The sequence below is a fragment of the Anaerobacillus sp. ABR4_321 genome (assembly GCF_056158505.1).
In genome coordinates, this window is sequence record NZ_JBSWTK010000001.1 from 1,380,925 (window position 1) to 1,406,733 (window position 25,809).

At 40.4% G+C, this 25,809-nt stretch carries 27 protein-coding genes and 1 riboswitch; of the genes, 14 read left to right on the forward strand and 13 right to left on the reverse strand.

Going from position 1 to position 25,809, the window contains the following annotated elements:
* Positions 1–36: 36 nt before the first annotated feature.
* On the reverse strand, positions 37–162 hold the full coding sequence (locus tag ACXADT_RS07195; protein ID WP_270179983.1) for a hypothetical protein: 126 nt from the start codon (positions 160–162) through the stop codon (positions 37–39).
* A 221-nt stretch (positions 163–383) separates the two neighbouring features.
* Positions 384–560, forward strand: a riboswitch (cobalamin riboswitch).
* Positions 561–697: 137 nt separating this feature from the next.
* On the opposite strand from ACXADT_RS07195, the gene ACXADT_RS07200 reads away from it, so the two are divergent.
* Positions 698–2,929: a ribonucleoside-diphosphate reductase subunit alpha gene (locus ACXADT_RS07200; protein ID WP_474833951.1), complete on the forward strand. Its 2,232-nt coding sequence runs from the start codon at positions 698–700 to the stop codon at positions 2,927–2,929.
* Between the two features lie 11 nt (positions 2,930–2,940).
* Positions 2,941–3,978 (forward strand): ribonucleotide-diphosphate reductase subunit beta, encoded by a 1,038-nt coding sequence (locus tag ACXADT_RS07205; RefSeq protein WP_474833952.1) that lies wholly within the window; start codon positions 2,941–2,943, stop codon positions 3,976–3,978.
* A gap of 258 nt (positions 3,979–4,236) precedes the next feature.
* Here the strand turns inward: ACXADT_RS07205 and ACXADT_RS07210 are convergent, their stop codons facing one another.
* Positions 4,237–5,295 carry a DmpA family aminopeptidase gene (locus ACXADT_RS07210; RefSeq protein ID WP_474833954.1) on the reverse strand — a complete coding sequence of 353 codons (1,059 nt, stop codon included), beginning with the start codon at positions 5,293–5,295 and terminating at the stop codon, positions 4,237–4,239.
* 202 nt (positions 5,296–5,497) lie between these two features.
* Between ACXADT_RS07210 and ACXADT_RS07215 the strand changes: the two genes are divergently transcribed.
* Entirely contained in the window at positions 5,498–6,217 is a 720-nt protein-coding gene (locus tag ACXADT_RS07215; protein ID WP_270179963.1) for a YebC/PmpR family DNA-binding transcriptional regulator, read from the forward strand.
* Between the two features lie 39 nt (positions 6,218–6,256).
* On the opposite strand, the gene ACXADT_RS07220 is transcribed toward ACXADT_RS07215, so the two are convergent.
* On the reverse strand, positions 6,257–6,715 hold the full coding sequence (locus ACXADT_RS07220) for an NUDIX hydrolase (RefSeq protein ID WP_474833956.1): 459 nt from the start codon (positions 6,713–6,715) through the stop codon (positions 6,257–6,259).
* 192 nt (positions 6,716–6,907) lie between these two features.
* Here ACXADT_RS07220 and ACXADT_RS07225 point away from each other — a divergent pair, with 192 nt between their 5' ends.
* Positions 6,908–7,027: an FbpB family small basic protein gene (locus ACXADT_RS07225; protein WP_318246487.1), complete on the forward strand. Its 120-nt coding sequence runs from the start codon at positions 6,908–6,910 to the stop codon at positions 7,025–7,027.
* Positions 7,028–7,121: 94 nt separating this feature from the next.
* Positions 7,122–7,763: an MOSC domain-containing protein gene (locus ACXADT_RS07230; protein WP_474833958.1), complete on the forward strand. Its 642-nt coding sequence runs from the start codon at positions 7,122–7,124 to the stop codon at positions 7,761–7,763.
* A gap of 144 nt (positions 7,764–7,907) precedes the next feature.
* Here the strand turns inward: ACXADT_RS07230 and ACXADT_RS07235 are convergent, their stop codons facing one another.
* Positions 7,908–8,180, reverse strand: coding sequence for an HU family DNA-binding protein (locus ACXADT_RS07235; RefSeq protein WP_270179961.1), 273 nt, complete (start codon positions 8,178–8,180; stop codon positions 7,908–7,910).
* Between the two features lie 139 nt (positions 8,181–8,319).
* A complete protein-coding gene (locus ACXADT_RS07240) occupies positions 8,320–8,475 on the reverse strand; it encodes a Fur-regulated basic protein FbpA (RefSeq protein ID WP_270179960.1) in 156 nt (51 codons plus the stop codon).
* Positions 8,476–8,619: 144 nt separating this feature from the next.
* Here ACXADT_RS07240 and ACXADT_RS07245 point away from each other — a divergent pair, with 144 nt between their 5' ends.
* Entirely contained in the window at positions 8,620–8,820 is a 201-nt protein-coding gene (locus ACXADT_RS07245; RefSeq protein WP_474833960.1) for a hypothetical protein, read from the forward strand.
* Positions 8,821–8,829: 9 nt separating this feature from the next.
* Positions 8,830–9,585: a GNAT family N-acetyltransferase gene (locus ACXADT_RS07250; protein ID WP_474833962.1), complete on the forward strand. Its 756-nt coding sequence runs from the start codon at positions 8,830–8,832 to the stop codon at positions 9,583–9,585.
* Positions 9,586–9,617: 32 nt separating this feature from the next.
* On the opposite strand, the gene ACXADT_RS07255 is transcribed toward ACXADT_RS07250, so the two are convergent.
* Positions 9,618–10,304 carry a TerC family protein gene (locus ACXADT_RS07255; RefSeq protein ID WP_474810628.1) on the reverse strand — a complete coding sequence of 229 codons (687 nt, stop codon included), beginning with the start codon at positions 10,302–10,304 and terminating at the stop codon, positions 9,618–9,620.
* Between the two features lie 398 nt (positions 10,305–10,702).
* On the opposite strand from ACXADT_RS07255, the gene ACXADT_RS07260 reads away from it, so the two are divergent.
* Both ACXADT_RS07260 and ACXADT_RS07265 read left to right on the forward strand, forming a co-directional pair.
* Positions 10,703–12,058, forward strand: coding sequence for a PhoH family protein (locus tag ACXADT_RS07260; protein ID WP_474833964.1), 1,356 nt, complete (start codon positions 10,703–10,705; stop codon positions 12,056–12,058).
* A gap of 113 nt (positions 12,059–12,171) precedes the next feature.
* Positions 12,172–13,155, forward strand: a complete 984-nt coding sequence (locus ACXADT_RS07265) for a S8 family peptidase (RefSeq protein WP_270179956.1) — start codon at positions 12,172–12,174, stop codon at positions 13,153–13,155.
* A gap of 52 nt (positions 13,156–13,207) precedes the next feature.
* Here ACXADT_RS07265 and ACXADT_RS07270 read toward each other — a convergent pair whose 3' ends face one another.
* The 7 genes from ACXADT_RS07270 to ACXADT_RS07300 form a co-directional block, all read right to left on the reverse strand.
* Entirely contained in the window at positions 13,208–14,071 is an 864-nt protein-coding gene (locus ACXADT_RS07270; protein WP_270179955.1) for an ATP-binding cassette domain-containing protein, read from the reverse strand.
* A 9-nt stretch (positions 14,072–14,080) separates the two neighbouring features.
* On the reverse strand, positions 14,081–14,869 hold the full coding sequence (locus ACXADT_RS07275; RefSeq protein ID WP_270179954.1) for a hypothetical protein: 789 nt from the start codon (positions 14,867–14,869) through the stop codon (positions 14,081–14,083).
* On the reverse strand, positions 14,850–15,416 hold the full coding sequence (locus tag ACXADT_RS07280; RefSeq protein WP_270179953.1) for an RNA polymerase sigma factor: 567 nt from the start codon (positions 15,414–15,416) through the stop codon (positions 14,850–14,852). The genes ACXADT_RS07275 and ACXADT_RS07280 overlap by 20 nt, the downstream gene beginning before the upstream one ends.
* Before the next feature lie 13 nt (positions 15,417–15,429).
* Complete coding sequence (locus ACXADT_RS07285) at positions 15,430–17,676, reverse strand: ABC transporter permease (protein ID WP_270179952.1); 2,247 nt, start codon at positions 17,674–17,676, stop codon at positions 15,430–15,432.
* Positions 17,673–18,536 (reverse strand): ATP-binding cassette domain-containing protein, encoded by an 864-nt coding sequence (locus tag ACXADT_RS07290; protein WP_474833966.1) that lies wholly within the window; start codon positions 18,534–18,536, stop codon positions 17,673–17,675. The genes ACXADT_RS07285 and ACXADT_RS07290 overlap by 4 nt, the downstream gene beginning before the upstream one ends.
* A 112-nt stretch (positions 18,537–18,648) precedes the next feature.
* The gene (gene trhA / locus ACXADT_RS07295) at positions 18,649–19,290 is read right to left on the reverse strand and encodes a PAQR family membrane homeostasis protein TrhA (protein WP_270179950.1); all 642 of its coding nucleotides are present in this window, start codon (positions 19,288–19,290) and stop codon (positions 18,649–18,651) included.
* Between the two features lie 75 nt (positions 19,291–19,365).
* On the reverse strand, positions 19,366–19,545 hold the full coding sequence (locus tag ACXADT_RS07300; protein ID WP_270179949.1) for a hypothetical protein: 180 nt from the start codon (positions 19,543–19,545) through the stop codon (positions 19,366–19,368).
* Positions 19,546–19,879: 334 nt separating this feature from the next.
* On the opposite strand from ACXADT_RS07300, the gene ACXADT_RS07305 reads away from it, so the two are divergent.
* The 5 genes from ACXADT_RS07305 (at position 19,880) to ACXADT_RS07325 (ending at position 25,788) form a co-directional block, all read left to right on the forward strand.
* Positions 19,880–20,212, forward strand: a complete 333-nt coding sequence (locus ACXADT_RS07305; RefSeq protein ID WP_270179948.1) for a hypothetical protein — start codon at positions 19,880–19,882, stop codon at positions 20,210–20,212.
* Positions 20,213–20,269: 57 nt separating this feature from the next.
* On the forward strand, positions 20,270–20,533 hold the full coding sequence (locus ACXADT_RS07310; RefSeq protein ID WP_270179947.1) for a YusU family protein: 264 nt from the start codon (positions 20,270–20,272) through the stop codon (positions 20,531–20,533).
* A gap of 563 nt (positions 20,534–21,096) precedes the next feature.
* The gene (locus ACXADT_RS07315) at positions 21,097–22,011 is read left to right on the forward strand and encodes a proline dehydrogenase (RefSeq protein WP_270180621.1); all 915 of its coding nucleotides are present in this window, start codon (positions 21,097–21,099) and stop codon (positions 22,009–22,011) included.
* 189 nt (positions 22,012–22,200) lie between these two features.
* The gene (locus tag ACXADT_RS07320) at positions 22,201–24,591 is read left to right on the forward strand and encodes a 3-hydroxyacyl-CoA dehydrogenase/enoyl-CoA hydratase family protein (protein ID WP_474833968.1); all 2,391 of its coding nucleotides are present in this window, start codon (positions 22,201–22,203) and stop codon (positions 24,589–24,591) included.
* Between the two features lie 21 nt (positions 24,592–24,612).
* Positions 24,613–25,788, forward strand: a complete 1,176-nt coding sequence (locus tag ACXADT_RS07325; protein ID WP_474833970.1) for an acetyl-CoA C-acetyltransferase — start codon at positions 24,613–24,615, stop codon at positions 25,786–25,788.
* Positions 25,789–25,809: the final 21 nt, after the last annotated feature.

Consider the following 25,809-nt stretch of genomic DNA (forward strand, 5'->3'; position numbering starts at 1 on the left):
GTAAAGAGATAGGGTTTCCTATCTCTTTTTTTATTCTCATGATTTTTGTGATAAGTGATTCATGATCTCCTTACTTTCTTCTTCACTGAGCAATCCCATTTTATAACACAACTGTGTATATCCGGCTAGTTTCTTTAAGCATGTGTGCTGCTTTTTACTCATAAGCTTATCTCCTTTTTCCTTAAGGAAACATTTTTAGGTATAAACAATATATGCTGAAAAAGAAAGATAGTGTTAGGCTATAGAAAGACTTTATACCTAATCACACATTGATTGATTCTTTCTTCTTGTTAGATTACAGAATGTGCGGTAAGATAAATACATCGATATTTAGTGTTTGTTTTTATTTTAGATACTATATATTGATTTCATGGTAGTTAATTAAATAGTGATTGAGTATGCGGTGTCGTGAAACGACTTAATAGGGAATCCGGTTTTAATCCGGAGCTGTCCCCGCAACTGTCGTGTGGACGAAGCAAATGCCACTGGATGATGATCCGGGAAGGCTTGCTGAGGAAGAAGCACGTAGCCAGTAGACCTGCCGATGCTCAGAAACGTTTCTATTCTTCGGGGATTGAGGATGAGAAGTGGCAGAAAGGATGCAGGGTTATCCCTGGATTCTACCCTTGTCGTATTCTCAAAAGCTCACTCATAGAAGAGTGAGCTTTTTTATTTTGCTAAAAAAGGAGAGGGTTAGATGAGTTTAACGATTGCTCTAGAGGAACATGAGATCATAATAGAAGCCAAAAACATTCTTAAGCGTTTTTCAAATCTTGATAGTGAAGGGTTTTTTAACAAATTAGGAAGCGGTATATCTGGAGAAGTGTCGGACGGCGATGTTGAACACATGTTGATTTTAAATGCGCTCGAGCGCATTTCAGCCGAAGAACCAGATTGGACATATGTAGCATCATCTTTTCATCTTCAGTCACTTTATGACAGAGCTTTGGAAATTCGTGGAGAAGAACAGGTGTATGGTAAAGGGACATTTCATCGCCTATTGAAACGACTTACGGGCCAAGGAATCTACAACGCGGATCTCCTTAAAAACTATAGCGAACAAGAAATTGAACACCTTGCAGCAAACATAGCTCCAGATCGTGATCATCTTTTTACCTATATCGGCTTAAGAACGCTTGCAGATCGATATCTCACAAAAGATTATGAAAAAAACACTCTGGAACTTCCTCAGGAGCGCTTTCTCATTATCGCGATGATGCTGATGATGAAGGAGTCGGAAGATAAACGTTTGGAACGAGTGAAGGAAGCCTACTGGGCCATTTCAAATCTGTATATGACAGTTGCTACACCTACTCTCGCGAATGCAGGGAAAACATATGGTCAACTTAGTTCATGTTTTATCGATACGGTAGATGATAGCTTGCGAGGCATCTATGACAGCAACACTGACATTGCGACAGTGTCAAAAAACGGAGGTGGAATCGGTGCATACCTCGGGAAGATTCGAGCTAGAGGCAGTGACATAAAAGGATACAAAGGTAACTCTTCTGGTGTACTTCCATGGATGAAGCAACTGAATAACACTGCAGTAAGTGTGGATCAGCTAGGACAGCGACAAGGTGCCGTCGCCGTTTATCTCGATGTTTGGCATCGAGACATCATTGAATTTCTTGATGCAAAGCTGAACAACGGTGATGAGCGGATGAGAACACATGACCTTTTTACGGGGGTGTGTATACCGGATGTATTTATGGAAACCGTTGAAGAACGTGGTGACTGGCATTTGTTTGATCCTCATGAAGTTCGGAAAGTGATGGGCTTTTCACTTGAAGATGCGTACGATGAACGTGAAGGCGATGGAGATTTTAGGAGAAAATACGCGCAGTGTGTAAACAGTGATACATTATCTCGTAAAACTATACCAGCCATCGATATTATGAAACGCGTTATGAAATCGCAGTTAGAAACAGGTACGCCATTTATGTTCTATCGAGATGCTGTGAATCGAGCGAATCCGAATAAGCATGCAGGTATGATCTACAGCTCGAACTTATGTACTGAAATTATGCAGAACATGAGCGCGACGACTGTGGAAGAAGAAATAACAAACGACGGAAAGATCGTAATTACCAAAAATCCTGGCGATTATGTGGTATGTAATCTATCGAGTATTAATTTAGGTCGAGCAGTTCCAGCAGGTGTTCTTGAAAGGCTAATCCCAATTCAAGTTCGAATGCTTGATAATGTGATCGATTGCAACACGATTGAAGTCCCACAGGCTCAACTTACAAATGAAAAATATAGAGGGATCGGACTTGGGACTTTCGGTTGGCACCACCTCTTAGCGAAGAAGAAGCTCGTTTGGGAGTCGGATGAAGCTGTTGAGTTTGCGGATCATCTTTATGAAACGATCAATTATTTAGCGATTGAAGCGAGTTCGGAATTAGCTCGTGAAAAAGGTAGTTACTCGATGTTCGTGAAATCGGACTGGCATACTGGCGCTTATTTTGATCATAGAAACTATCACGATGAAAAGTGGAAAGCACTGAGAGAAAAAGTGAAGAAGCAAGGTCTACGCAATGCTAATCTACTAGCTGTTGCACCGAATAGCTCTACAAGTTTAATAGCTGGTTCCACAGCATCGATCGATCCAATTTTTCGCAAAGAGTATTCAGAGGAAAAGAAAGATTACAAGATTCCTGTCACAGCACCTGATTTATCACCTGAAACGACCTGGTATTATAAGTCGGCTTATTATATCGATCAATTATGGAGCATTGAACAAAATGCTGCGCGTCAACGCCATGTCGATCAGTCTATTTCGTTTAACATCTATGTTCAAAACACGATTAAAGCCAAAGAGTTGTTGAACATACACATGACAGCATGGAAAAAAGGACTAAAAACCACTTATTACGTGAGAAGTACATCAGTAGATATCGAAGATTGCGAAAGCTGCTCAAGTTAGGAGGAAGAAGTATGAATACAATCCAAAAAAGAAAAATCTATGATATTTCAGCTCCCAATCGCTCGAGTGGGATTATTAATGGCAAAAGTTCGAACGTTTTAAACTGGGACGATACAAGATTCAATTGGACGTATCCAATGTATAAAAACATGTTGGGTAATTTTTGGACGCCGTTTGAAATCAACATGTCTTCAGACGTTAAACAGTGGGACTTCTTATCCAACGATGAACAGGATACGTTCAAGAAAATTATTGGTCTACTAGCGTTTCTTGATTCCATTCAAACCGATTATTCGAGTAAAGTAGCTGATTATTTAACAGATTCTAGTTTATCTGCCTTAATGCAGGTTCTTTCTTTCCAAGAAGTTATCCATAATCAATCTTACAGCTATGTGCTTTCATCACTAGTTTCAAAACAGGAGCAGGATCGAATCTTTGAATATTGGAAGCATGACGAGATCTTACTTGAGAGAAATGAGTTCATTGCTTCTGGTTACGAGAGGTTTGTAGAAGACCCGACGCCTCAAACGTTTTTTGAGTCGATCGTATATGACGTTATTTTAGAAGGCTTGTTTTTCTATGCTGGATTCGCGTTCTTCTATAACCTTGCCCGCAATCAAAAGATGGTATCGACCTCGACTATGATCAATTATATTAATCGTGATGAGCAGCTACATGTCACATTATTTGCGAACATTGTAAAAGAACTGTTCAATGAGCAACCTCAACTGAACACGGAGGAAAACCATCGATTCATTAAGGACACATTTAAGAAAGCGGCGGAGTTAGAGATGAAGTGGGGGGAAGCGATCATAGGAAATAAATTTATTGGGATATCACAAAATGAGCTTAATGATTACATTAAGTTTATGACGAATAAACGTGTCAACCAACTTGGAATCGACCGGCCATTTGAAGGCTATCGAGAAAATCCGATGCGTTGGATTAAGGCGTATGCAGATGTTAATTCTGGAAAGAGCGATTTCTTCGAACAGAAATCCAGGCAGTATACAAAAGTATCGGATGATAATGGCTTTGATGAGTTGTAGAAGAACCTACTTATCTTAGTAGGTTCTTAGCATGTAGAGAAAGTAAGGTTTTGGATTAGTGTTGAGTAGGAGAGACGATCGCGGACTCCTGTGGTAGAACAAGCGGCCGAGACCGGGGAGTGAATTTCACCTCGGGCTTGGACGTTCGTCCGCGGAAAGCGTGCAATCGACTACGGCATCGGGAGCACCGAATAATGACATAGGTTTCTCGACAAGCTGAGATCAAGCTGTGAACCTACTTACCTAGTAGGTTCTTTTTTATAGCTTAATATCAAACTCCTCCAACAAATCCTTTAATGCTGGGCGCTCGTTTCCGTCTCTACCTACAACATGTGTTGCCTGTGTTAGTGAATTTAGCACCGCTTCTTCAGTAGCTTCACCTACCGCTCGGAATGCTAGGTCGATGTCTTCTTCGTGGATCGTTTGAAGTTGTAACGGTTCTGAAGATCTCTCGTGTGGAATCTTGTTTGCTGTAGAAAATCCAATGATGATTTCGCCGCTTCCAGTAGTAATGATGGAACCTGTCCTCGATAAGCCCGTTACGGATCGTTTGATGATCCGATTTAGCTGTCGCTCCGAAACAGGAAGGTCTGTGGCAACGATCACCATAATTGAACCCTTGTCTTTTTCTTCCCATTTATGTAATAGATTTGCTTTGAGCTCTTCACCGATTGCTTTTCCATCGATACGCAGGTCTCGTAATATACCGAAATTGGTTACGACAAGAACACCTAGTGTATAGGTGCCATGCGCCATTTCCATCATTCTAGATGAAGTTCCAACCCCACCTTTTAACGAGTAACAAAGCATACCAGTACCTGCTCCAACTGCGCCTTCTTCTACATGTGTAGAAGCGTTAGAAATTGCTTCAAAAACATGTTCTTTCTTCACGTATTTTGCTCGGATATTGTTAAGAAACATGTCATTGCATTCTCCAATGACAGGATTGACCGTTCCTGTTGAATGACCGATTTCAGGGCATCGATCGAGCATGTATTCGATGAGTGCATCTGATGCTGTTCCAATGCCAAGTGTGTTTGTTAACAGAATTGGCGTTTCCAATGTTCCAAGTTCGGTCATTTGAATCGTACCCATGGTCTTTCCAAAACCATTGATCACATGAGTAGAAGCCATGCATTTTTCTCTAAATGTATTCCCTTGATGGGGAAGGATAGCTGTTACGCCAGTTTGCATGTCACCGTTACTTAACGTAGCATGTCCAACTGTAACCCCTGTCACGTCGGTTATAGAATTTAGCGGTCCCGTTTTTAATTCTCCTATAGAAATACCATAATCTCTTACTCTTTGATTCTGCATTTTACCCCACCTTTCTAATTACCATCATACTCTTCTTGTACAAAAAGGAAACGGTTATCCTGCTGCCATTTCTAAAGGTGAATCTCAATAAGCGGCCACTACGATGTGCTATAATTAATAGAGAAGTGTTAGTGTATTTTCATGAAAGTGTTCATAACCATGAAATAGTGGGTAAGATTAAGTCGAAAGAGAGTGGAACGTAATGGGACGAAAATGGAATAACATTAAAGAAAAAAAAGCTTCAAAAGATGCAAATACGAGTAGAATATATGCCAAGTTCGGTCGTGAAATATATGTAGCAGCTAAGCAGGGTGAGCCAGACCCAGTAGCAAACCAGGCACTACGACTAGTACTAGAACGTGCGAAAACATACAATGTTCCAAAAGCAATCATCGATCGTGCGATTGAGAAAGCAAAAGGCGGATCTGAAGAAAACTATGACAACCTTCGTTATGAAGGATTTGGCCCAGACGGTTCGATGTTGATCGTAGAGACACTAACAAACAACGTGAACCGTACTGCTTCAGATGTGAGAGCAGCTTTTGGAAAAAACGGTGGAAACATGGGTGTGAATGGTTCTGTAGCTTATATGTTTGATCCGACAGCTGTATTTGGTATCGAAGGAAAAACGGCTGACGAACTGCTTGAGCTATTGATGGAGGCAGACATCGACGTTAGAGATTTACTAGAAGAAGAGGATGCTGTGATCATCTATGCTGAACCTGATCAGTTTCATGCAGTTCAGGAAGCGCTGAAAAACGAAGGAATCACTGAATTTACTGTTGCAGAATTAACAATGCTCCCTCAAAATGAGGTCGACCTTCCAGCAGAGTCACAGGAACAATTTGAAAAACTAGTAGACGTGCTCGAAGATCTTGAAGATGTACAGCAGGTATACCACAACGTTAATTTAGGAGAGTAACTGTAGACAAACAGCCTGGCGAATTGCCAGGCTGTTTGTTTATTTTGTAGAGATGGATACGTAATCAGAAATCATTCTTCGATGACTACCGACCATATTATCAGGTAGAGAGGTTGGGTCAAAAAACGCATAGGACAAGCTTTCATCTTGTTTTGAAGTCAATTGACCAGTGTAATGATCCGTATGATAGGCAGCTGTGACAGAGTAAAACTCATCTCCATTATCAGCTACAGTAAAAAACTCTGAACCAGAGTACATTTGAAAAAGAGTGAGTGAACGTATTCGTAATCCTGTTTCCTCCTTCGCTTCACGAATAGCGGTTTCTTCTGTAGATTCTCCAGGCTCCATCAACCCACCAGGTAACCCCCAACGTTTTTTCTTTTCATTCCTTTTTTGCAATAGAATAGCCCCTTCTTTATTACGAATGATCACGACTGACCCCACTAGGATAAGAGGGCGTTTACCAACGAGGCTTCGTAATTCCTCAACGTATCCCATCATAAAAAACCCCTTTCTCTCATCATTATAAATGAAAAAAAGAACCTTAAAAGAACAAGGTTATATTAGAAAAAAAGATGAATAAACTAAATTATGTGTTAATTTTCATAAAATTTTAACAATTAGTAAACTTATCTTATGTATTGCTGATGTATAATCATTAGCATACAGACAGAAAGTTGGTGGGTTATTGTGAAAAAGCACAAGAAATTAACGTTTAAACAGCTTGTCGAGCAAAATAAAGCAGAGCTTCTTAAAAATGAGAAGGAGTTAGCAGAAATAGAAAAGCGTCTAGATGATAAGCATTCATAGTGAAAAGCAGTCCTTTTTCGGGACTGCTTTTTCATTTTCAAACATTCTAGAAATGGAAATTTATGCTACGATTAGAGAGGAGGGAGGTAAGACTATGAAAAATCTAATCAGCGTAAATGTTGGGAAGCCAGTTGAAATGAGTTACAAAGGAAATGTGATGGAATCAGGTATTATAAAAGCATCTACTCATGAGCCGGTTTATGTATCTACAGTGCAGGTAGAAGGGGATGGACAGGCTGATCGTGTTCATCATGGTGGACCTGAGAAAGCGATCTGTGTATACCCTTATGAGCATTATCCTTACTGGGAAGAGAGGTTGAGTCGTAAACTATCTCCTGGAGCATTTGGCGAGAATTTTACCATCTCCGGTTTAGATGAAAATGAGGCGAGAATTGGTGATATCTACTGTATAGGAGAAATCTTAGTACAAGTAAGCTTACCAAGGAAACCGTGTTATAAACTCGCAAGTAAGTTCCGTGTTGACGACATGGTAAAACAAGTAACTGACAATGGATTTAGCGGATATTATCTAAGAGTTCTTCAGGAAGGTTATGTATCTGCTGGTGAAAAGGTAAGCATTCACAAAAGGCCAGATCATGATGTGAGTGTTGCGATGGTAAATCGTCTAACATACCATGACAGAAAAGATCGGAAGGGTCTTGAGCAGGCGATGCTAGCGAAAGAGCTTTCAGGGGATTGGTATAACAAGCTTAATAAACAGTTAAGCGCGCTCTAGGGCGCGCTCGTTATTTTTTTGCCATCCGATAATAAAAATAACATAGCATCACGATTGTTGCCGCAGTTACTACATACTTTACGATATCCATATGGACTCCTTAATAGAAAAGGCTGGAATCAAATGATTCCAGCTTTTGTAGGTTTAGACTACTTTTTCTTTTAGTGCTTTACCTGGTTTGAAAGCAGGTGTTTTTGAAGCTTGGATGAAGATTTCTTCTCCAGTTTGCGGGTTACGACCTTTACGAGCGGAACGTTCTCTTACTTCGAAGTTCCCAAAGCCAACGAGTTGAACTTTTTCACCTTTTGCGAGTGCCTCAGCAATCGTATCCATCAATGTGTCTATCACTCTTGCAGTATCCTTCTTTGACATCTCAGCTCTCTCAGCAACGGTGTGTAGTAGTTCTGCTTTATTCATAGTAAATCATCCTTTCTAACATTACTAGTTTATCTATCTATGTCTTAAGCTTGGACATTTCACGTTTATTCTATACATATATTTTTAATTTATTTCGTGATTAACATAAAAAAAGAGATTCAGTTAGAATCTCTTCGAATTAGTAATTTAGCTGTTTGTACTCTTTCTCAAGGTCTGTCAAAGTGCACTGGTAAAGGTGTTGATCAGAAGTGGAGTATGCACCTGCTTCAACCAGCTTTGAAATGTAAAAGTGTTTCCGTTGTTCAATGGCTTTTCTTAGCTGATTCGCTTCCAAGAGTACACCTCCCTTAATGGTTCTTTTATTCCCAGTATGTCCTTGAATAATGTATTCTAATCAAAAACTGAATGTGACAATTTGGACATTTTACAGGTTTATTATGGGTGGCATGAAGAATACATAAGTAAAGGGGGAGATCTAATGATAAAGACGTGTTTATTCTGTAAAAAAGAATATGAAATTAAACCTGGCCATCCCCAATACCGTAAACTGCTAAGAAATAAGTCGTCTTCATTCACATGCGAAAACTGCAACCGAAACCTTCGGATGGAAGCCTCAGCAACCACCGGGCTCAAACCAGAAGACATTGAAACAGATCATGATCGACTGTTAAAAAAGTAGGTGTACGAAATGTTAGAAAAGATTGAAGCGCTTCAATGGGACTATGAACCATCGTTTGTACCTGAATGTATTCGCTTTGTTTTAAAAGAAGACCTAATTATGATAAAAAACTTGAATTCTACGAGTCTTCATGCGAACAGAGTGGTTAGGTACAAGCAGTCTGTTGATGATGTTGCCTCTGTATTTCAGTATTTTGAGGGACGGCCCTTTTCTTGGTGGGTCATAGATAATCCAGACCTTGAAACGAAGCTGAAAGAGCTTGGAATGAGCCACTATGATACATATGTTGGTTTAGCAAAGCTAATAGAAGATGTTGTAGAAAGACCGTCACATTTTCTTATTAAAAATGTAGAAACAAAAGAAGATGTGTTCTTACACGCTAAACTAAGCAGTGAAGTATGGGGTTATGACCAAAATAGTTTAGAAGCAGCGTATAAAGAGAGAGTGAGCTACTTAAACCTTCCTGATCGTCGAGGAGGATTTATAGTAGCATTCGATGATGAGAAGCCGGTAGGCTACTCAAGCTATCGCTATAGTCATGACGGTCTTACTCTTTATATGACTGGTGCTGGTGTGTTGCCGTCATACAGAGGAAGAGGGATTTACCGAAAGATGGTGGAAGATAGACTAGTGGAAGCTAGAGAGAAAGGGAGCCGTTTTGCCGTTACGCAAGCGAGACTTGGAACCTCAGAACCTGTTTTGAGAAAGCTAGGGTTTCAAGAACATGGCATATTTAAGCAGTATATTAGTGAAGAGAAAACATAAGAAAAGAGCTCTGGTCCGCCCAGAGCTCTTCATTAATGTTCACGAGCAATCTCGTGGTTTGACGAAGCTGACTTCAGTTTGCCTGCAAGAAGCACTAAAGCTGTTACTAGTATCATAAAGGTCCACTCGATGAACGCATTGTGATTGATAAAGTCACCGATAAAAGGCTCGTGTAGAATCATCTTAGAAGCTGTCCATGCAAGAACTCCCGCTCCGATGAAGATGATAACTGGATATTTCTCCATGAGCTTAAGAATAAGTGTGCTTCCCCAAACGACGATTGGAATACTGATGATCAATCCGATGACAACAAGTAGGAAATCTCCGTTTGCCGCACCTGCAACTGCGATCACATTATCAAGGCCCATAGCAGCATCAGCAATGATGATCGTACGGACAGCCGCCCACAAGTTACTTGCTGATTTTACTTCTTCATCTTCTTCTTCCTCATTCAATAGTTTATATGCAATCCAGAGTAATACGACTCCTCCGATAAGAAGGAGACCAGGTATTTTTAGCAACCAAACGACTAGGAGTGTTGCAACTGAACGAATAACAATTGCACCAAGTGCGCCTAACCAAATGACTTTCTTCTGCTGTTGCTCTGGTAAGTTACGAGCAGCCATACCGATAAGAACGGCGTTGTCACCAGCAAGTACGATATCGATCATAATGATGCTCAGCAACGCCATAAAAAATTCTGCTGAAAATAAATCCATGAATACACCTTCCTCATAAAAATGATAGCAAATAAAAAAATCCTGCCATGACGACGGACAGGATGATAAAGAAGGGTCCTTTGTCCGGCATGCGGGCAAAGGTCTCGCTAACAGTCTGATAGACTGCCAGTGTGGCCGGAGAAACATCGTTTCTCGTCATGACGACCATACTGTAGCTAGCTACTCCCCTTTGAACGATATAATGTTTAGCACCGTTTCATTATACAATCCTTTCTATGAATGCGCAATGTGAAGTTTCCTAATGTGAAAATATAGTAAACTTCATTTGAGTTATGTAAAGGTGCTAGGTTGTGCTCCCTCTTATCTGGAATAATGAACTTGAGAGGATAACGTATCCTTTCAGTCTTTCTATTTCACTTGAAAAAGGAGCTGTTCTGTTGTTGAAAACCTTTGTTCTAGACACCAATATTCTTTTGCACGATGCTCATTCCATCTTTCAATTTGGAGAGAATGAAGTGGTTATTCCTGCGATCGTTCTCGAGGAAATCGATTCCAAGAAGCGACTTATGAATGAAGTGGGCAGAAACGCACGTGAATTTGGAAGAATATACAAAGAACTTCGAAATGAAAATAAAGGTAGACTAGATCAGCCGATCGCTCTTGATTCAGGAGGATCATTTAGAATAGAGCTTAACCATCGTTCTTTTGAAAAGCTTCAAAGTGAGTTCAGAGAGGATTCCAATGATAACCGAATCATTGCAGTTGCGATTAACTTAAGCTACGAACCGTCAAGAGAAGTTACGTTAGTTTCAAACGACATGCTTATGATTGCGAAAGCTGATGCGCTAAAGAAATCGCTTGATCTTTCTACGTTCTTCCCGGAACTATATGAAAGTGACCGTTTAATTCAAGACATCGATCGATTACATAAAGGATATGTAGAAATAAGCGTTCCACCAGATCTCATCAATGCACTTTATGAAGAAGAGCTACTTCTTGAAAGTTTACGTGATTACGTAGAGGGCGAGGTCTATCCTCAAGACTTTATCATCATGAAGGATCTGTTCGGTAGCAAGCATTCAGGAATTGGAAAAGTCGTTATGGGAGATCATGGCTTGGTTGTGAAGGGAATCCAAAAGGATTCTTATAATGCCTGGGGAATTTCGCCGAAGAATGTGCAACAGCGCATGTTGATGAATTTGTTATTTGATAAGACTGTATCATTGGTCTGTGTCACTGGAAGGGCAGGAACAGGAAAAACGCTCCTTGCACTCGCTGCAGGTCTCAGTCAAACAGAGGATGAGCAATTTTATCAGAAGATCTTAATTTCGAAGCCGGTCGTACCCGTTGGAAACGATATTGGCTTCCTTCCTGGTGAAAAGGAAGATAAATTGCGACCGTGGATGCAGCCGATCTTCGATAATCTAGAATTTCTTTTTGATACACGAACGGAAGCTGAACTAGAGAATATTTTATCAGGCCTTCATACTCTGAAAATAGAAGGGTTAACATACATTCGAGGCAGAAGCATTCCAAATCAATTCATCATTATAGATGAAGCACAGAATTTATCTCCTCATGAAGTGAAAACGATCTTGACCAGGGTCGGCGAAGGGACAAAAATCGTGTTGATCGGTGATCCGGATCAAATCGATCATCCTTACCTTGACTCAGTTAACAATGGACTGACGTACGCTGTAGAACGGTTGAAACAAGAAGACGAAGTAGGCATCGCACAGCTTTCAAATACAGAGCGCAGCAGCCTTGCTGAGAAAACAGCCCGCCTCTTATAGGTCTAAGGAATCAGTCGCATCTCGAAAAAAGGAAAGAATTAGCACATATAGGACTGGACAAAAACGCCCTTTTTATCAGATAATTCTGTTAACGTCTCGTGAAGGGGGTACTTATGAACGAGGTAAAACTAATACCATTTGAAGTAAATGAAGTAGTCAGTAAAGCTGATGAGGCTTATCCAGACGGTGTAGAGATGATTCAGGCTCCTGAAATTTGGGAGGAATCTGATCGTGGAAGAAACAGAATAGTGGCTGTAGTCGACACGGGATGCCAAGTTGATCATCCTAACCTCAAGTCTAGAATTATTGGTGGAAAGAACTTTACGAAAGATTATAATGCGGACCCGGATAACTATGATGATAACAATGGGCATGGCACTCATGTGGCTGGAACGATCGCCGCTGAGAAGGGTGCGGACGGAATCGTAGGGGTTGCTCCAGAAGCAAAGCTTCTAATCGTGAAGGTATTGAATGGTGAGGGAAGTGGCACGTACGAATCCATCATAAGCGGAATTCGTTATGCGATCGATTGGGAGGGCCCTAACGGTGAAAAGGTGAATGTTATTTCGATGTCGTTAGGTGGCCCATCTGACTTACCAGAGCTTCATGAAGCGATAAAAGACGCGATCGATCAAAACATATCGGTTGTATGTGCGGCAGGGAATGAAGGAGATGCAAGAGCTGACACACCAGAATATGCTTATCCTGGAGCTTATAACGAAGTGATCGAGGTAGGTGCTTCATCTTTTAGTCGTACGCTAGCACCATTTTCAAATACGAACGATGAGATCGACCTTATTGCACCTGGTGTCGATATTCTCTCTACTTTCCCTGAAAGCAAATACGCAGTGTTGTCTGGTACCTCAATGTCAGCACCGCATGTATCTGGAGCGTTAGCACTGTTAATGAATTTATCTGAGAAAGAATTTAACAGAACGCTAACGGAACCTGAAATCTATGCCCAGCTCATCAAGCGGACCGTTCCGATCGGATATCGGAATAGTGCAGAAGGAAATGGTCTTCTTGCGCTAAACCTTGTTAAACAGCTTGAAGAGCTGTTTAACATTTACACAACTGCTTGGAATTCAAAAAGATAAATGTAAAAAACCTCCTAATTGTTAGGAGGTTTTTTAATGATGAATGTATTCGTTAGAACTGGTTATGTTCAAGTAACGCATTATATTTTCGAATAAAATACGCATCTTCAATGCTGGTTGAAACCAACGTGAAGGATTTGAATGGCTTTGATTCTGATAGATACTTTACGATGATACCATCTTCAACTCGCTTCATATACGTGATTCGATTCGTATCCAGGCCATGGACTTCGGTGTGCTTCACTTTACCTTGCCAAACTCGAATCGCATTGCTCTTCCAACAATTCACTGTACCATCGAAAAGAACCTGTCCTTCACTAAGCCAAATAATGTTATCAGCAATTTCTTCCCATTCATTTAGATCATGCGTTGCGACGAGAACGATCTTATTTGTTCCATACCGTGACAAGAGAGAGACTACGTTCTTCCTTTCTTGACTGTCCAAGTAATTTAAAGGTTCATCGAGTAGTAGAAAGGAAGGCGAATCTAGAAGTGCTTGTGCGATCCCTACTCGTTGCTTCATGCCTTGAGAAAGAGATTTTATCTTGTTCTTTTTTACATCCGCAAGGTTCATAGCTTGAATCGATGCTTCTACTGCTTTCGTATTTGATATCCCTTTTAATTCGCTCATGTAATTCAAGAACTGCTTCGTCTTCATTTCTTCATACAATTCTACACCTGTTGGAAGAAAGCCGATTTGTTTACGAATATAAGGTAATGCTTCACTTACCGTTTTTCTTCCATACGAAATGGTGCCTCGATGTGGCTTTAGAGCTGTGGCGAGGAGTTGAAGGAAAGTAGATTTTCCAGCTCCGTTCTTTCCTACTAAGATGGTGATACCAGAATTAAGTTGTAAATGGTGAACGTTTAAAGTGAAACTTTTCCTAGCGTATGTTAGTTGATCAATTAATATCATCGAATGACCTCACATGTATTGAAGGTGTAAGCTTTTGCGATACGATAAAAATAGTAAGAGTCCTCCTATTACAAAGAGGGCAAGGTAGGCAACTCCTAGTAGGAAATTAGAAAATCCATCATTTATTTGATAAATCGAATAGGGCAAGGCAATGAATGTAAACACCCATCCTGCAAGTGCAGAGACAAAACCAGCTATAACGCCTTTATGAAACATAATATAGGCTAGTAAGCCAGTCAAAAAGAACAAAGGTGCGACCCATTGAAGTAAGAACATTCTTGGTTCAACGTAAATATTCTCAGATATAATCACTACGGTCGAGACAAAGGCAAAGCTGAAGTTCACACACAGAACAACGAGTAATTTACTGAGTAGTAATAGTGCAGGTGGGAATGGAGTGACGGATTCAATCATTCTCATTTCCTTGTTCCAAGACTTGTAGCTATAAAGTATCCCAAACAATAAGTAAATAGGAACAAGCAGTGGAAAGAAACCGTCTGGGTCACCGCTTCCCGCTGTTATCAATGTTAACATTGCAAAGATACCGAGGCTGATCATCCAATAAAGCCAGTGGTATGAGCGAAATTGATTTAAGCATTGTTTGAAGAGCGACGGTTTTTCAGGCTCTGTATCAAAGTCAAATTCCATGTCATGTTGCTTTAGTTCATCGAAAGAATCCTGAAGGGAAAGAATCAGCTTTTGCGTATCTTCTGAACGTGGTGATGTTGCCATATACGTTTGAAGCGGCTGCTTCATTTCTTGTTCAAGTTCTTCTAGTTCATGATCGAGATCGCGCATGGCTAATTTCCTCCTTTCGCATAATGGATGCCTTTAATTTTTTTAATGCATGATAAAGGTTTGATTTAACCGTTCCTAAAGGTAGTTCGAGTGTCTCTGCAATTTCCTGGTATTTTAAATCTTGATAAAATCTTAAGTACACGATTTCTCTTTGAGTGTTTGACAGTTCATCAAGCTTTTCGAGAAATTCTTTTCTCGATTCTTGTCGTTCGAATAACTCTACTACTGAAGGATCTCCGCTTTCTTGATCAGGAAGTTTATCGATCACCTGTTTTTCTGATTTGAAACTAGAACTTTTCCAGTAGTCTCGACATTGATTCGTAGCAACTTGATAAAGCCACGGTTTAATCTTTTCTGGTATTTTTTTTGTTTTTAATTGGGTTAGTAACTTCAGGAACGTTTCTTGTACAACATCTTCTGCTTTTTTACGGTCCCGAAGCATTCGCTCTAAATAGCCTAGCAAAGGGGCATGATACCTGTGGATCAATGCTTCAAAAGCAGCTTGATTTCCTTTGGACATTCCAATAACTAATTCTTCATCAGTCATGCCCTTTCTCCTTTCATCGTTTAGTGTTCATCACATCGTTCCAAACTTCCATCCATTCTTCAAAGCTGATGGTCGATGCTGGCTCAATATACAGATCATAGCCGGTTGGATAGCCATTTCCACTCCAGTTGGCATGGTAAATTCGATTGAGCACCTCTTTTACTTCTTCCTCTTTTCCTTCATGCATTGCAGTTTCAATCATATCTAACAATTTGTCTGTTTGAATGATTTCTTTGCTGTAATTGCGCTCATCCTGTTCATCTGTAATATTGGCGAAAGCAGATCTTGTTTCAAAAGCCTCTTCCTCTTTTCCGTGTTCAAGTTCATACACATAATTGAAAGCAGCTTTAATCGTACTCGTTAGTAAAGCATCTTCAGGTCTATAGTTTCCAGAAACAAAGTTATCTTCATGAAATAAGTTGACGATAACAAAATCATTGATCGTTGCATGATGATTTAAGCTGTTGTAGTCATTCATGATGTAGTTTTGATCGATAAAACCATCCTGACGAAAGTAACCGCTCCACCTTAATTGATCCAACGGCAAAAAGAAGAAGTGGTGTACAGGATCGATCTCATCATCTAAAAATTCGTCAAAGTAGGTGAGACGAGTGTCTACCTCTTTCATAAACTCCTTAGAAGCATCCTTACGATAAGGCGCAGTTACTAAGCTAGTGTGGTAATGATCTGCTTCAATCTTTGTTAAAAAGCCACTGAAGAGATCGAGTCGAGCAGTTTTACCAGAGAGGGTGTGCGTTTCACCGGAAGACTCTACATGTTTAATAGAGCCATAGACGGTGTTATCGACCCCGGTCACATTCACGTGGAAATCAGTAGGTTGAAGTAAACCAACGTCAGTGCGAGATTCACCATCTGAATCAACCAAATATTGATGTGCTGGTAAAGGGTACCAGGCCGTGTGTGATGGCATAACGATCTGGTTGTCCATGGCAAAACCGGGGTAATACTCTTGACTGCCTCGATGCGTCCATAATTCATAAACCCCTCCGTAGTTGAAATGAATCGTTGGGTTATTCACCTCGTTTGGAAGTGTAATCGTAACAAAATCACCATCTTGTTCAAATGCAATGGATTCTTGATCAACCTTCACATCATTTAAGGAGAACACGCGGTTCAGCGTAAATTTTATTTCATCGTTATCAAACTGGTCATGTTGAAGAGACACAGCTGCTTTTAGATCAAGGGTAGAGTTTGGTGTTTGATCGATATCAATTCGATAGGATAGGATTTCAAAAAGCTCTCGCTTGTATATGCTACTTTCTTGAGTAGCGGTATCTTGCTTTAGATTCGGATCCCACATATAGATCGAACTATTATCACTCGTTTGTGAGAAAGTGGGTGAACCTTTTGCCACGTTATTAAAAGCAGATATTCGTACATCCCAAAATTGATTATATGGGATATATGCAAGGATTGCGCCAAGTAAACTAAACGAGCAGACAATACTCCAAAGTTTATCGTGTTCATTTGGCCGCTTACGATTTAGGAAGAATAGTGTTCCCATCAGTAGCATGAGAGAGAATGAAAGGACAAAGAGCCTTTGTAACTTTATTTCTTCCTTCATGAGTTCAATTCCCCACACGCCATTTACCAAAATAGAATCCAAGAATAGATAAGATAAATGGAAAGGCTTTAAGTAGAAATTTCCAGTATCGTTAAAGTTTCCAATTCCGTTAAGAATGTAAACCTCCATGAAAAGAGTACCGAAAATCCACGCGCAAAATGCGATCAAGTAGACGAAACGATTTTGAATGATGACGGATAGTATCATACCTAGAGCTAAGCTAATGATTAACGAAACTTCATATTGAATGATAAAAAATCGTAAGACTTCTATCGTTTCAGCAAATGGAAGCTGTTGTCTTATTGATATAGCGCTAAAAGTAAGAGCCATTAAAAAAGTGAAAAAGGACATGTAAGTGATACCTGCAATAAATTTTGCAGATAGAAAGACAAAGTTGGAAACAGGTAATGCTCGGTGCCATTCGAAGGATTCATTCCCAATATCACGACGCATCAAGTAGACACCGATTAAAATACTGAGGCCGATAACGAGAATAAAGATCGTAGAATGTGTCGTTCGATAAGCAGAAACGTACAGGCTATCTGAACTACTAACATTCTCAACGGTCATGCTCACAATCAACCAGATGAGGAATAAAAAAGGCATCGGAAGTAAAAACCAACTTCTATATAGAAACGAAAGTTCAAATTTCCATTGAATTAGCCATTTCATCATCTTGTATCCCACTCCACCATCGTCATATAGCCTTCTTCTAACGTAGGATCGACGGCTTCTGCAGATTCAATCGGTGCGACTGGAGAGATCGCTCTATATAAATGCCCGTTTTTTGTTTGTTTTGTAAATGTGATCTGAAGGCCGTGTAGGATGTTTGAATTTCCTTCCGACAATTCGAATTCCCACACAAAACCTTCTCCCTTACGTTGTAGCTCTTCGGACGTTCCGTGAAAGATCAATTTTCCTTTCTTTAGAACCAATAACGTATCACAACTAGCCTCGATATCCTCGACAATATGGGTGGAAAGCAAAACCGTCTTATGATGTGGATAATTTGCAATCAGTTGTCGGAACCTTAACCTTTCATCAGGATCTAAACCGGAAGAAGGTTCATCAAAAATAAGGACATTTGGATTTCCATACATGGCCTGTGCAATCCCTAGTCGCTGCCTCATTCCATTCGAATACGTTTTAACTTTGGATTCTTTTTGGTCCGTTAAATTCAACTCTTGTAGTAGCCTGTTTTTTTCTTCATTATGATCGACGTTCGTATAGCGCTTTAGGTTTCCTGCATAGTCGAGAAACGATGCCCCAGTAAGCTGAGGATAGAGTTGAAAATGTTGAGGCAAGTACCCAATTTGCTTTCGTACTTTCGTGGTTTCTTTTTTGACAGAGAATCCTTTAATCTTCACCTCACCTGAAGAAGGGCGAGTAACGGTAGATAGAATCTTTAACAAAGTAGATTTTCCAGCACCGTTTGGTCCAATGAGTCCAATTACTCCTCCATCAATTGAGATAGTTAAGTTATCTAAAATTGACTTGTTTTTAATTTTTTTTGATAGGTTTGTTATCTCGATCACAGCTTCCATCCCTTTATGATGTAGTTCTACTCTTATAACGAGATACTACTATTTTTTGTTCAAGTAAAAATAAAAAAACACTCCTGTACTCTTAGTGTACAGAAGTGCTTGATTAAAGGGGAAGGACGTAAAATAAAACACAGAAGAAATGAGCCACCGTTCCTCCTATAACAAAGATGTGCCAAACTGCATGGTGATACTTAAAAGCTCTCCATACATAAAAGACAGCACCGATCGTGTAGAGTAAGCCACCGATGATCAGTAGCGTCATTCCGTTCGGATGAAGGTTTTGAAGTAGAGGGTTCCATGCTAAGACGATCAGCCATCCCATAATGACATAGACAATTGTAGAGATGAACAAGAATTTCTTTACAAAGAAAGCTTTAAAAACTGTTCCTCCGATAGCAAGGCCCCAGACTATTCCGAATAAAGTCCAACCGAGCCATCCTTGAATAACGATGAATAAAAAAGGTGTATATGTTCCTGCGATAAAAAAATAAATCGCAGAATGATCTAGAAACTCGAAGAAATCTTTTGCTTTACCGGGTGGAAAACTATGAACCAATGTAGACGCTGTGTATAGAAGCAACATCGTTGCTCCAAATAACGTGAAGCTTACAATGTGCCATGCCGTTCCCTGAAGTGATGCGAATACAATCAAGATGACGAGAGCAGCAAGGCTAATCAATACACCGATACCATGAGTGATATAGTTTGCTCGTTCTTCACCTACTGTAAATGTATGGGTAGTCATGAATTCCATCATTCCTTTTTATCAGTTATAGGAAGTATACATGATTTGTACGCATCATCATATAGGTCATTGTAGTTAATTCTTTTTACTTCTTTCTTCTTCTGCCTGTTTTAACAAGTGATAGGTATAGAAATCTTTTTCTTGAACGTTTTCTTGAACCGCCTCCATAACCAAAAATTCTTCAGCGATCTCCTCTCGGACGGATGACAGTAACTTCTCACTATCATGGGTAATCAGTTTTTTTCTTTCATTCATAAGCTCGCTCTCCTTTTGGTAAATAATGATAGTATCAGTCTCCCATTGCCTCTGAAATTTATTCTCTTTAGGAGAGATGGAATGTCCAATTTTGTTGAATTGAGAAAAAATACATGTTTGTACCGTGGTACTTGTCCAACCATTCCTGCATTTCATACATAAGATATGTTGAGAGTGAGTAGTGGTCCCCCCCTTCGTAAAACTCACTCTTATGTGACCCATATTTGAACCAGAGCTAGCCTCTGGTTTTTTTATTACATATGCCTTTTATGTCTTTTGGACCTCTAACAAGATACTTGCTCCTTTCGAATGGTATGAAGAGGAGGTATGTACTTTGCTTGAAATTGTAGAAATGGGTCAAAATCAGAATGGTAGAGAGTTCACGATCAGAGAACTCATCAAATTAATAGAAGAACATTCTCTCGATCCTGCTTATGAACAGAATGGTAACTTTATCTTTCCTTACAAACCGGTTCGCGATGCGAAACGATATCAAGGATGTCGGGCGTTCTTTGGAGATTTTGCAATGATTTCTTGCAGGTTCTTTATCATTACGGATGAAACAGTGCTGATCGATGAACTAATTAAAGTCATTAGAGAAAACCAGCAGCGAATAGATTATGCAAGGTTAAGGGACTTACAGGTGAACGGACGGGTCTCACCTTAAAGATGGACGGGTCTTTATGCTATAATCGATGAAGATTACATTGATCGGAGTGATAGCATGAGTCTAGAAACCTTGCAAGAACAAGTCGATGGATTAATGGAAAAGTATACAGAGCTATTAGTGGGTGAGAGCACACCAGAACTAAAGGAAAAAGTGAAAATTTGGGCGATGTATACGCACCTTTCAAAAACCATGCCCCCACTTGCAAAGCATTGGAACCAAACCTATCCAGATGCAAAAGATGCCATGAAAGAACTCGTAGCGGAAATTAAGATGCTAAATGAAGAAAACCGCAAATCCCAGAAAAAAGACGATGAATGAGAAGCTAGGGTATAACTAGTTTTCTTTAGTCTCGCTTTCAATTAAAACCTCTCCATAACGTTGATTGGAGCGGAAGGATGCTCGACTCCTGCGGGATGAGCGGGACAAGTGTGACCCCGCAGGCGCCAGAGCGCCGAGGAGGCACACCGCCCGCCCCGCGGAAAGCGAGTATCCTGGAGCGGAAATCCCACAACATCATTTGAACAAGGCTTGAACGAGTTTCTCGACAGTCTATAACTAGGGCATATTCGCCCTAGTTTTTTTATGGTTTTACAAAATTGATAGCTTGTTAGAGTATCCAAATAACAGAGCTAGCAATATAATAGGTAAAATATGTTTTTCGACCCCTTTATGTTGGGTAAGGTTAAAGACACAGGGATAACAATAGAAAAAATTAACAAATATTATTTGAGAGAATTTCTTACAAAAAACGTCGTATTCATAGGATTTCGTGGTAGAATAACAGTAAAGGGAGAATATGGCGCTTTTTGAGAGTATTTGCCGATTTTCACTAACATATATTTTTTAACACGCTATGAATGCGTTTTCATGGAGGGGTTATGATGGAACAAGTAATGCGTAATTTCTTTCTACACATGGGAAAGAATAAAGTTGCGACAAAAGTTGCTAAGAAATATGGCATGCGATTTGGCGCAGGTAAGTTTGTAGCTGGTGCATCTCTTGATAGCTCTGTTAATGCAATAAAACAGTTAAATGCGAAGGGTTTATCCGTAACGATCGATCATCTTGGAGAATTCGTTGATACTGAAGCTGAAGCAGCCGAGATGACGAAGCACTGTATTGAAGCGATTGAACGTATTGCTGCCGAAGGACTTGATTCTCAACTCTCTCTCAAGCTCACTTCAATGGGGCTTGATATTGATTACCATATGACGCTCAAGAACATGCGTGAGATTCTGAAAGCTGCTGATAAGCACGATGTATTTGTAACGATCGATATGGAAGATTATGAGCGCTGTGAAAGAACGTTAAATATTTTCACAGAATTAAAGAAAGAATTCGAGAATATCGGGACGGTTTTACAAGCTTACTTGTATCGTGTTTCTGATGACCTCGAGAAATTAAATGAGTTATCTCCAAACCTTAGATTAGTAAAGGGTGCCTATAAAGAAGCGCCGACAGTAGCTTTTCCTGCTAAGCGGGACGTTGATATTAACTTTAAGAAGATCATAAAAATGCACCTGTTAAATGGAAATTATACTGCGGTTGCTACGCATGATGATGCCATCATCGAGTATACAAAACAACTAGTCGAAGAACATAATATTAGTCGTGACCAGTTTGAATTCCAAATGCTGTATGGCATCTGTGTAGAACGTCAGGAGCAATTATTAAAAGAAGGCTACAAGATGCGTGTATATGTACCATATGGACAAGATTGGTATGGCTATTTCATGAGACGTCTTGCTGAACGTCCGGCAAACGTAGCGTTTGTACTCAAAGGAATGATGAAGTAAGAGGAAGGCGAAATTTTTTGCCTTCCTTTTTCACAATGTTTCGATAAAAAAGAGAGTAGAAATCAACAAACATTATATTGCTAAATTTCAGAAAATACTTTATAGTAAAGACAGAGGAATTGAAAAGTGAATTCGCTTCTTTTTTTGAAACAAAAATGAATGAGCATTCATTCAATAGGGAGGTTCATTATGTCACGCAGCATTCATAAAGTTGCCGTATTAGGAGCAGGAGTAATGGGATCAGGTATCGCTGCACACCTTGCGAATGTTGGTATCCCAAGTATTTTACTAGACGTAGTCCCGAAAGAACCAAACGAAAAAGAAAAAGCTAAAGGGCTCTCGTTAGAAGATCGATCGGTACGTAACAGGCTTTCAATTGATGCGATCGCTAAGCTAAAAAAACAAAAGCCAGCCCCGCTTTCTAAGAAAGAAAATATTCAATTGATCGAGCCAGGAAATATGGAAGACGATATGGAGCGATTGAATGAAGTCGATTGGATCATAGAAGTAGTCATTGAAAATCTTGATATTAAAAAGAAAGTCTATGAAAAAGTAGATCACTATAGACGTCCAGGTACGATCGTCAGCTCGAACACTTCTGGAATTTCTGTAGAAGCTATGGCTGAAGGTCGCTCAGATGATTTCAGAAGCCATTTCCTTGGTACTCATTTCTTTAACCCACCAAGATATTTGAAGTTATTAGAGGTGATACCAACAAAAGATACAGATCCAGCCGTTCTGTCTTATATGAAGACATTTGGAGAAGAGACCCTTGGTAAAGGGGTTGTAGAAGCGAAAGACACACCAAACTTTATCGCAAACCGCATTGGAACTTACGGTTTATTAGTAACTGTTCGTGAAATGCTCAATAGAGGCTTTTCGGTCGGTGAAGTCGATTCAGTGACAGGTCCACTGATCGGTCGTCCAAAAAGTGCGACGTTTAGAACACTTGATGTTGTTGGATTAGACACGTTTATCCATGTAGCAAAAAATGTGTATGATCAAGTATCAGGTGAAGAGAAAGATGTGTTCAGAACGCCAGACTTTATGGAAAAGATGAATCATAAAGGTTGGATCGGATCAAAAGCAGGCCAAGGGTTTTTCCTAAAGAAAAAAGGCGAAAAGGGAAGCGAAATTCTAGAATTAAATCCTGAAACGCTTGAATATGAACCGAGGAAGAAGCTTAGAACTGGCTCAGTAGAAGCTAGTAAACAAGCAAAATCTAAATCCGATAAATTGAAAACGGTTGCTTATTCCGAGGATCGTGCTGGTGAATTGGTATGGAATATATTAAAGCCGGTACTGCTCTATTCTGCAGAGAAAACCTATGAAATTGCTGACGATATTCTAGCGATCGATCGTGCGATGAAATGGGGATTTGGCTGGGAGATGGGGCCGTTTGAAACGTGGGACGCCCTTGGTGTTGAAAAGTCGATTTCAAAAATGAAAGAGCAAGGTGAAGAGATCCCATCATGGATTGAAGAGATGCTTTCCTCAGGCAAAACGAATTTTTATAAGCGAGAAGGCGGGAAAACCTTCTTCTATCATAACGGTGAGTATAAAAAGGTTGATGAAAATGAAAAAGTAATCCACCTCAAAGGACTAAAAGAACAAAACCGTGTGATTAAGAAAAACACTGGCGCAACTCTTTTAGATCTTGGTGATGGTGTTGCTGGACTGGAATTTCATTCTCCGAACAACGCGATCGGAATGGATATCCTCCAAATGATCAATGAAGCGATCGATGAGACCGAGAAGAACTTTGAAGGTCTCGTGATTGGAAACCAGGGCAAGAACTTCTGTGTTGGAGCAAATGTTGCGTTGATGTTGATGGAAGCGCAGGATGATAACTTCTTTGAAATCGAATTGATCGCACGCAAATTCCAACAATCGATGGGTCGAATCCGGTATTCCAAGAAACCTGTTGTAGCAGCACCATTTCAAATGACATTAGGTGGAGGTGCAGAGGTTGTGATGCCTGCTGCTTCGATTCAGGCATCATTTGAAACTTATCTTGGCTTAGTTGAAGTGGGAGTTGGATTAATCCCAGGCGGAGGCGGAAACAAAGAGCTTTATCTCAGAAAACTTGAGCAGGCTGGTGGAAAACCAAACTTAATCGATGTTGCTGCTGATGTATTTGAGACCATTGCGATGGCAAAAGTATCAACTTCAGCTCATGAGGCAACGGATCTGGGTTATATCAGAAATAAGGATGGCATCAGTGTAAATGCTGACCATGTTCTCCATGATGCAAAGAAAAAAGTTCTCTTTCTAGCTGAACAAGGCTATCAGCCGCCTGTTTCAAAGAAGATACCAGTGTCAGGTGAAGCAGGGTATGCTGCAATGTTGATGGGTGCGAAAACAATGCAGTGGAGTGGCTATATTTCTGAACACGACCTAAAGATTGCCTCTAAACTCGCACATGTAATCGCAGGCGGTAAAGTGAAAGAAGGAACGCTTGTCGATGAACAATATCTTCTCGATATTGAAAGGGAAGCATTCCTAAGCCTATTGGGCGAACCGAAAACGCAAGCTAGAATGCAGCATATGTTGATGAAAGGAAAGCCGCTACGTAACTAGTTTTGGAGGAGGGAAGCACGAATGAAAGAAGCAGTGATCGTGTCTGGTGCAAGGACACCTGTAGGAAAAGCAAATCGTGGAACACTTGCAGAAATGCGTCCAGATGATTTAGGAGCAATAACAGTTGCTGAAACCTTAAAACGAGCTGGTAATTATGATGGGGATATAGATGATGTCATTATCGGATGTGCGATACCAGAAGCAGAACAAGGATTAAACGTGGCACGTATGATCGGTGCTCGAGCGGGTCTAAAAGAAACCGTCCCCGCTATTACGATAAATCGCTATTGTTCTTCAGGATTACAAACAATTGCATATGCCTCAGAACGTATCATGCTCGGTCAATCTTCATCTATTTTGGCAGGAGGCGTTGAATCGATGAGCCTCATCCCGATGGGGGGGCATGTGATCAAACCAAACCCTTCTCTTGTTGAAGAAAAGCCAGAATACATTATGGGCATGGGACATACCGCTGAAGAAGTTGCTAGAAGGTTCGAAATCAGTCGAGAAGAACAAGATGCGTTCGCATTGAGAAGCCATCAGCGAGCAGCCAAAGCGATTAAGGAAGGCAAGTTCAGAGACGAAATCGTCCCTGTTGAAGTAACGAAACGCTGGATCGACGGCAATAACAAGCTTCAAGAAAATAAGGTTTTATTCTCTCAAGACGAAGGCGTTCGTGAGGATACTTCCCTTGAAGCACTTGCAAAGCTTCGCCCAGTCTTTAACGTAAGAGGCTCAGTTACTGCCGGGAACTCCTCTCAAACTAGCGATGGTGCAGCCAGTGTTCTTGTGATGGATAGAGAAAAAGCTGAGAGTGAAGGGCTAAAACCGATGGCGAAGTTTCGTTCATTTGCCGTAGCGGGTGTTGCACCTGAAATTATGGGAGTAGGTCCAATCGAAGCGATTCCAAAAGCTTTGAAGCTAGCTGGGCTGGAGCTTTCAGATATCGGAATGTTTGAGCTGAATGAGGCATTTGCTTCACAGTCCATTCAAGTAATTCGAAAGTTAGGTCTCGATGAAGACAAAGTAAATGTAAATGGTGGAGCGATTGCGCTTGGGCATCCGCTAGGCTGTACAGGTACAAAGCTCACACTAAGTCTTGTTCATGAAATGAAAAGGCGCGGTGAGCAGTTTGGTGTCGTAACGATGTGTATTGGTGGCGGAATGGGAGCTGCCGGAGTATTTGAACTACTATAATACATGATCAATTAAAGGAGG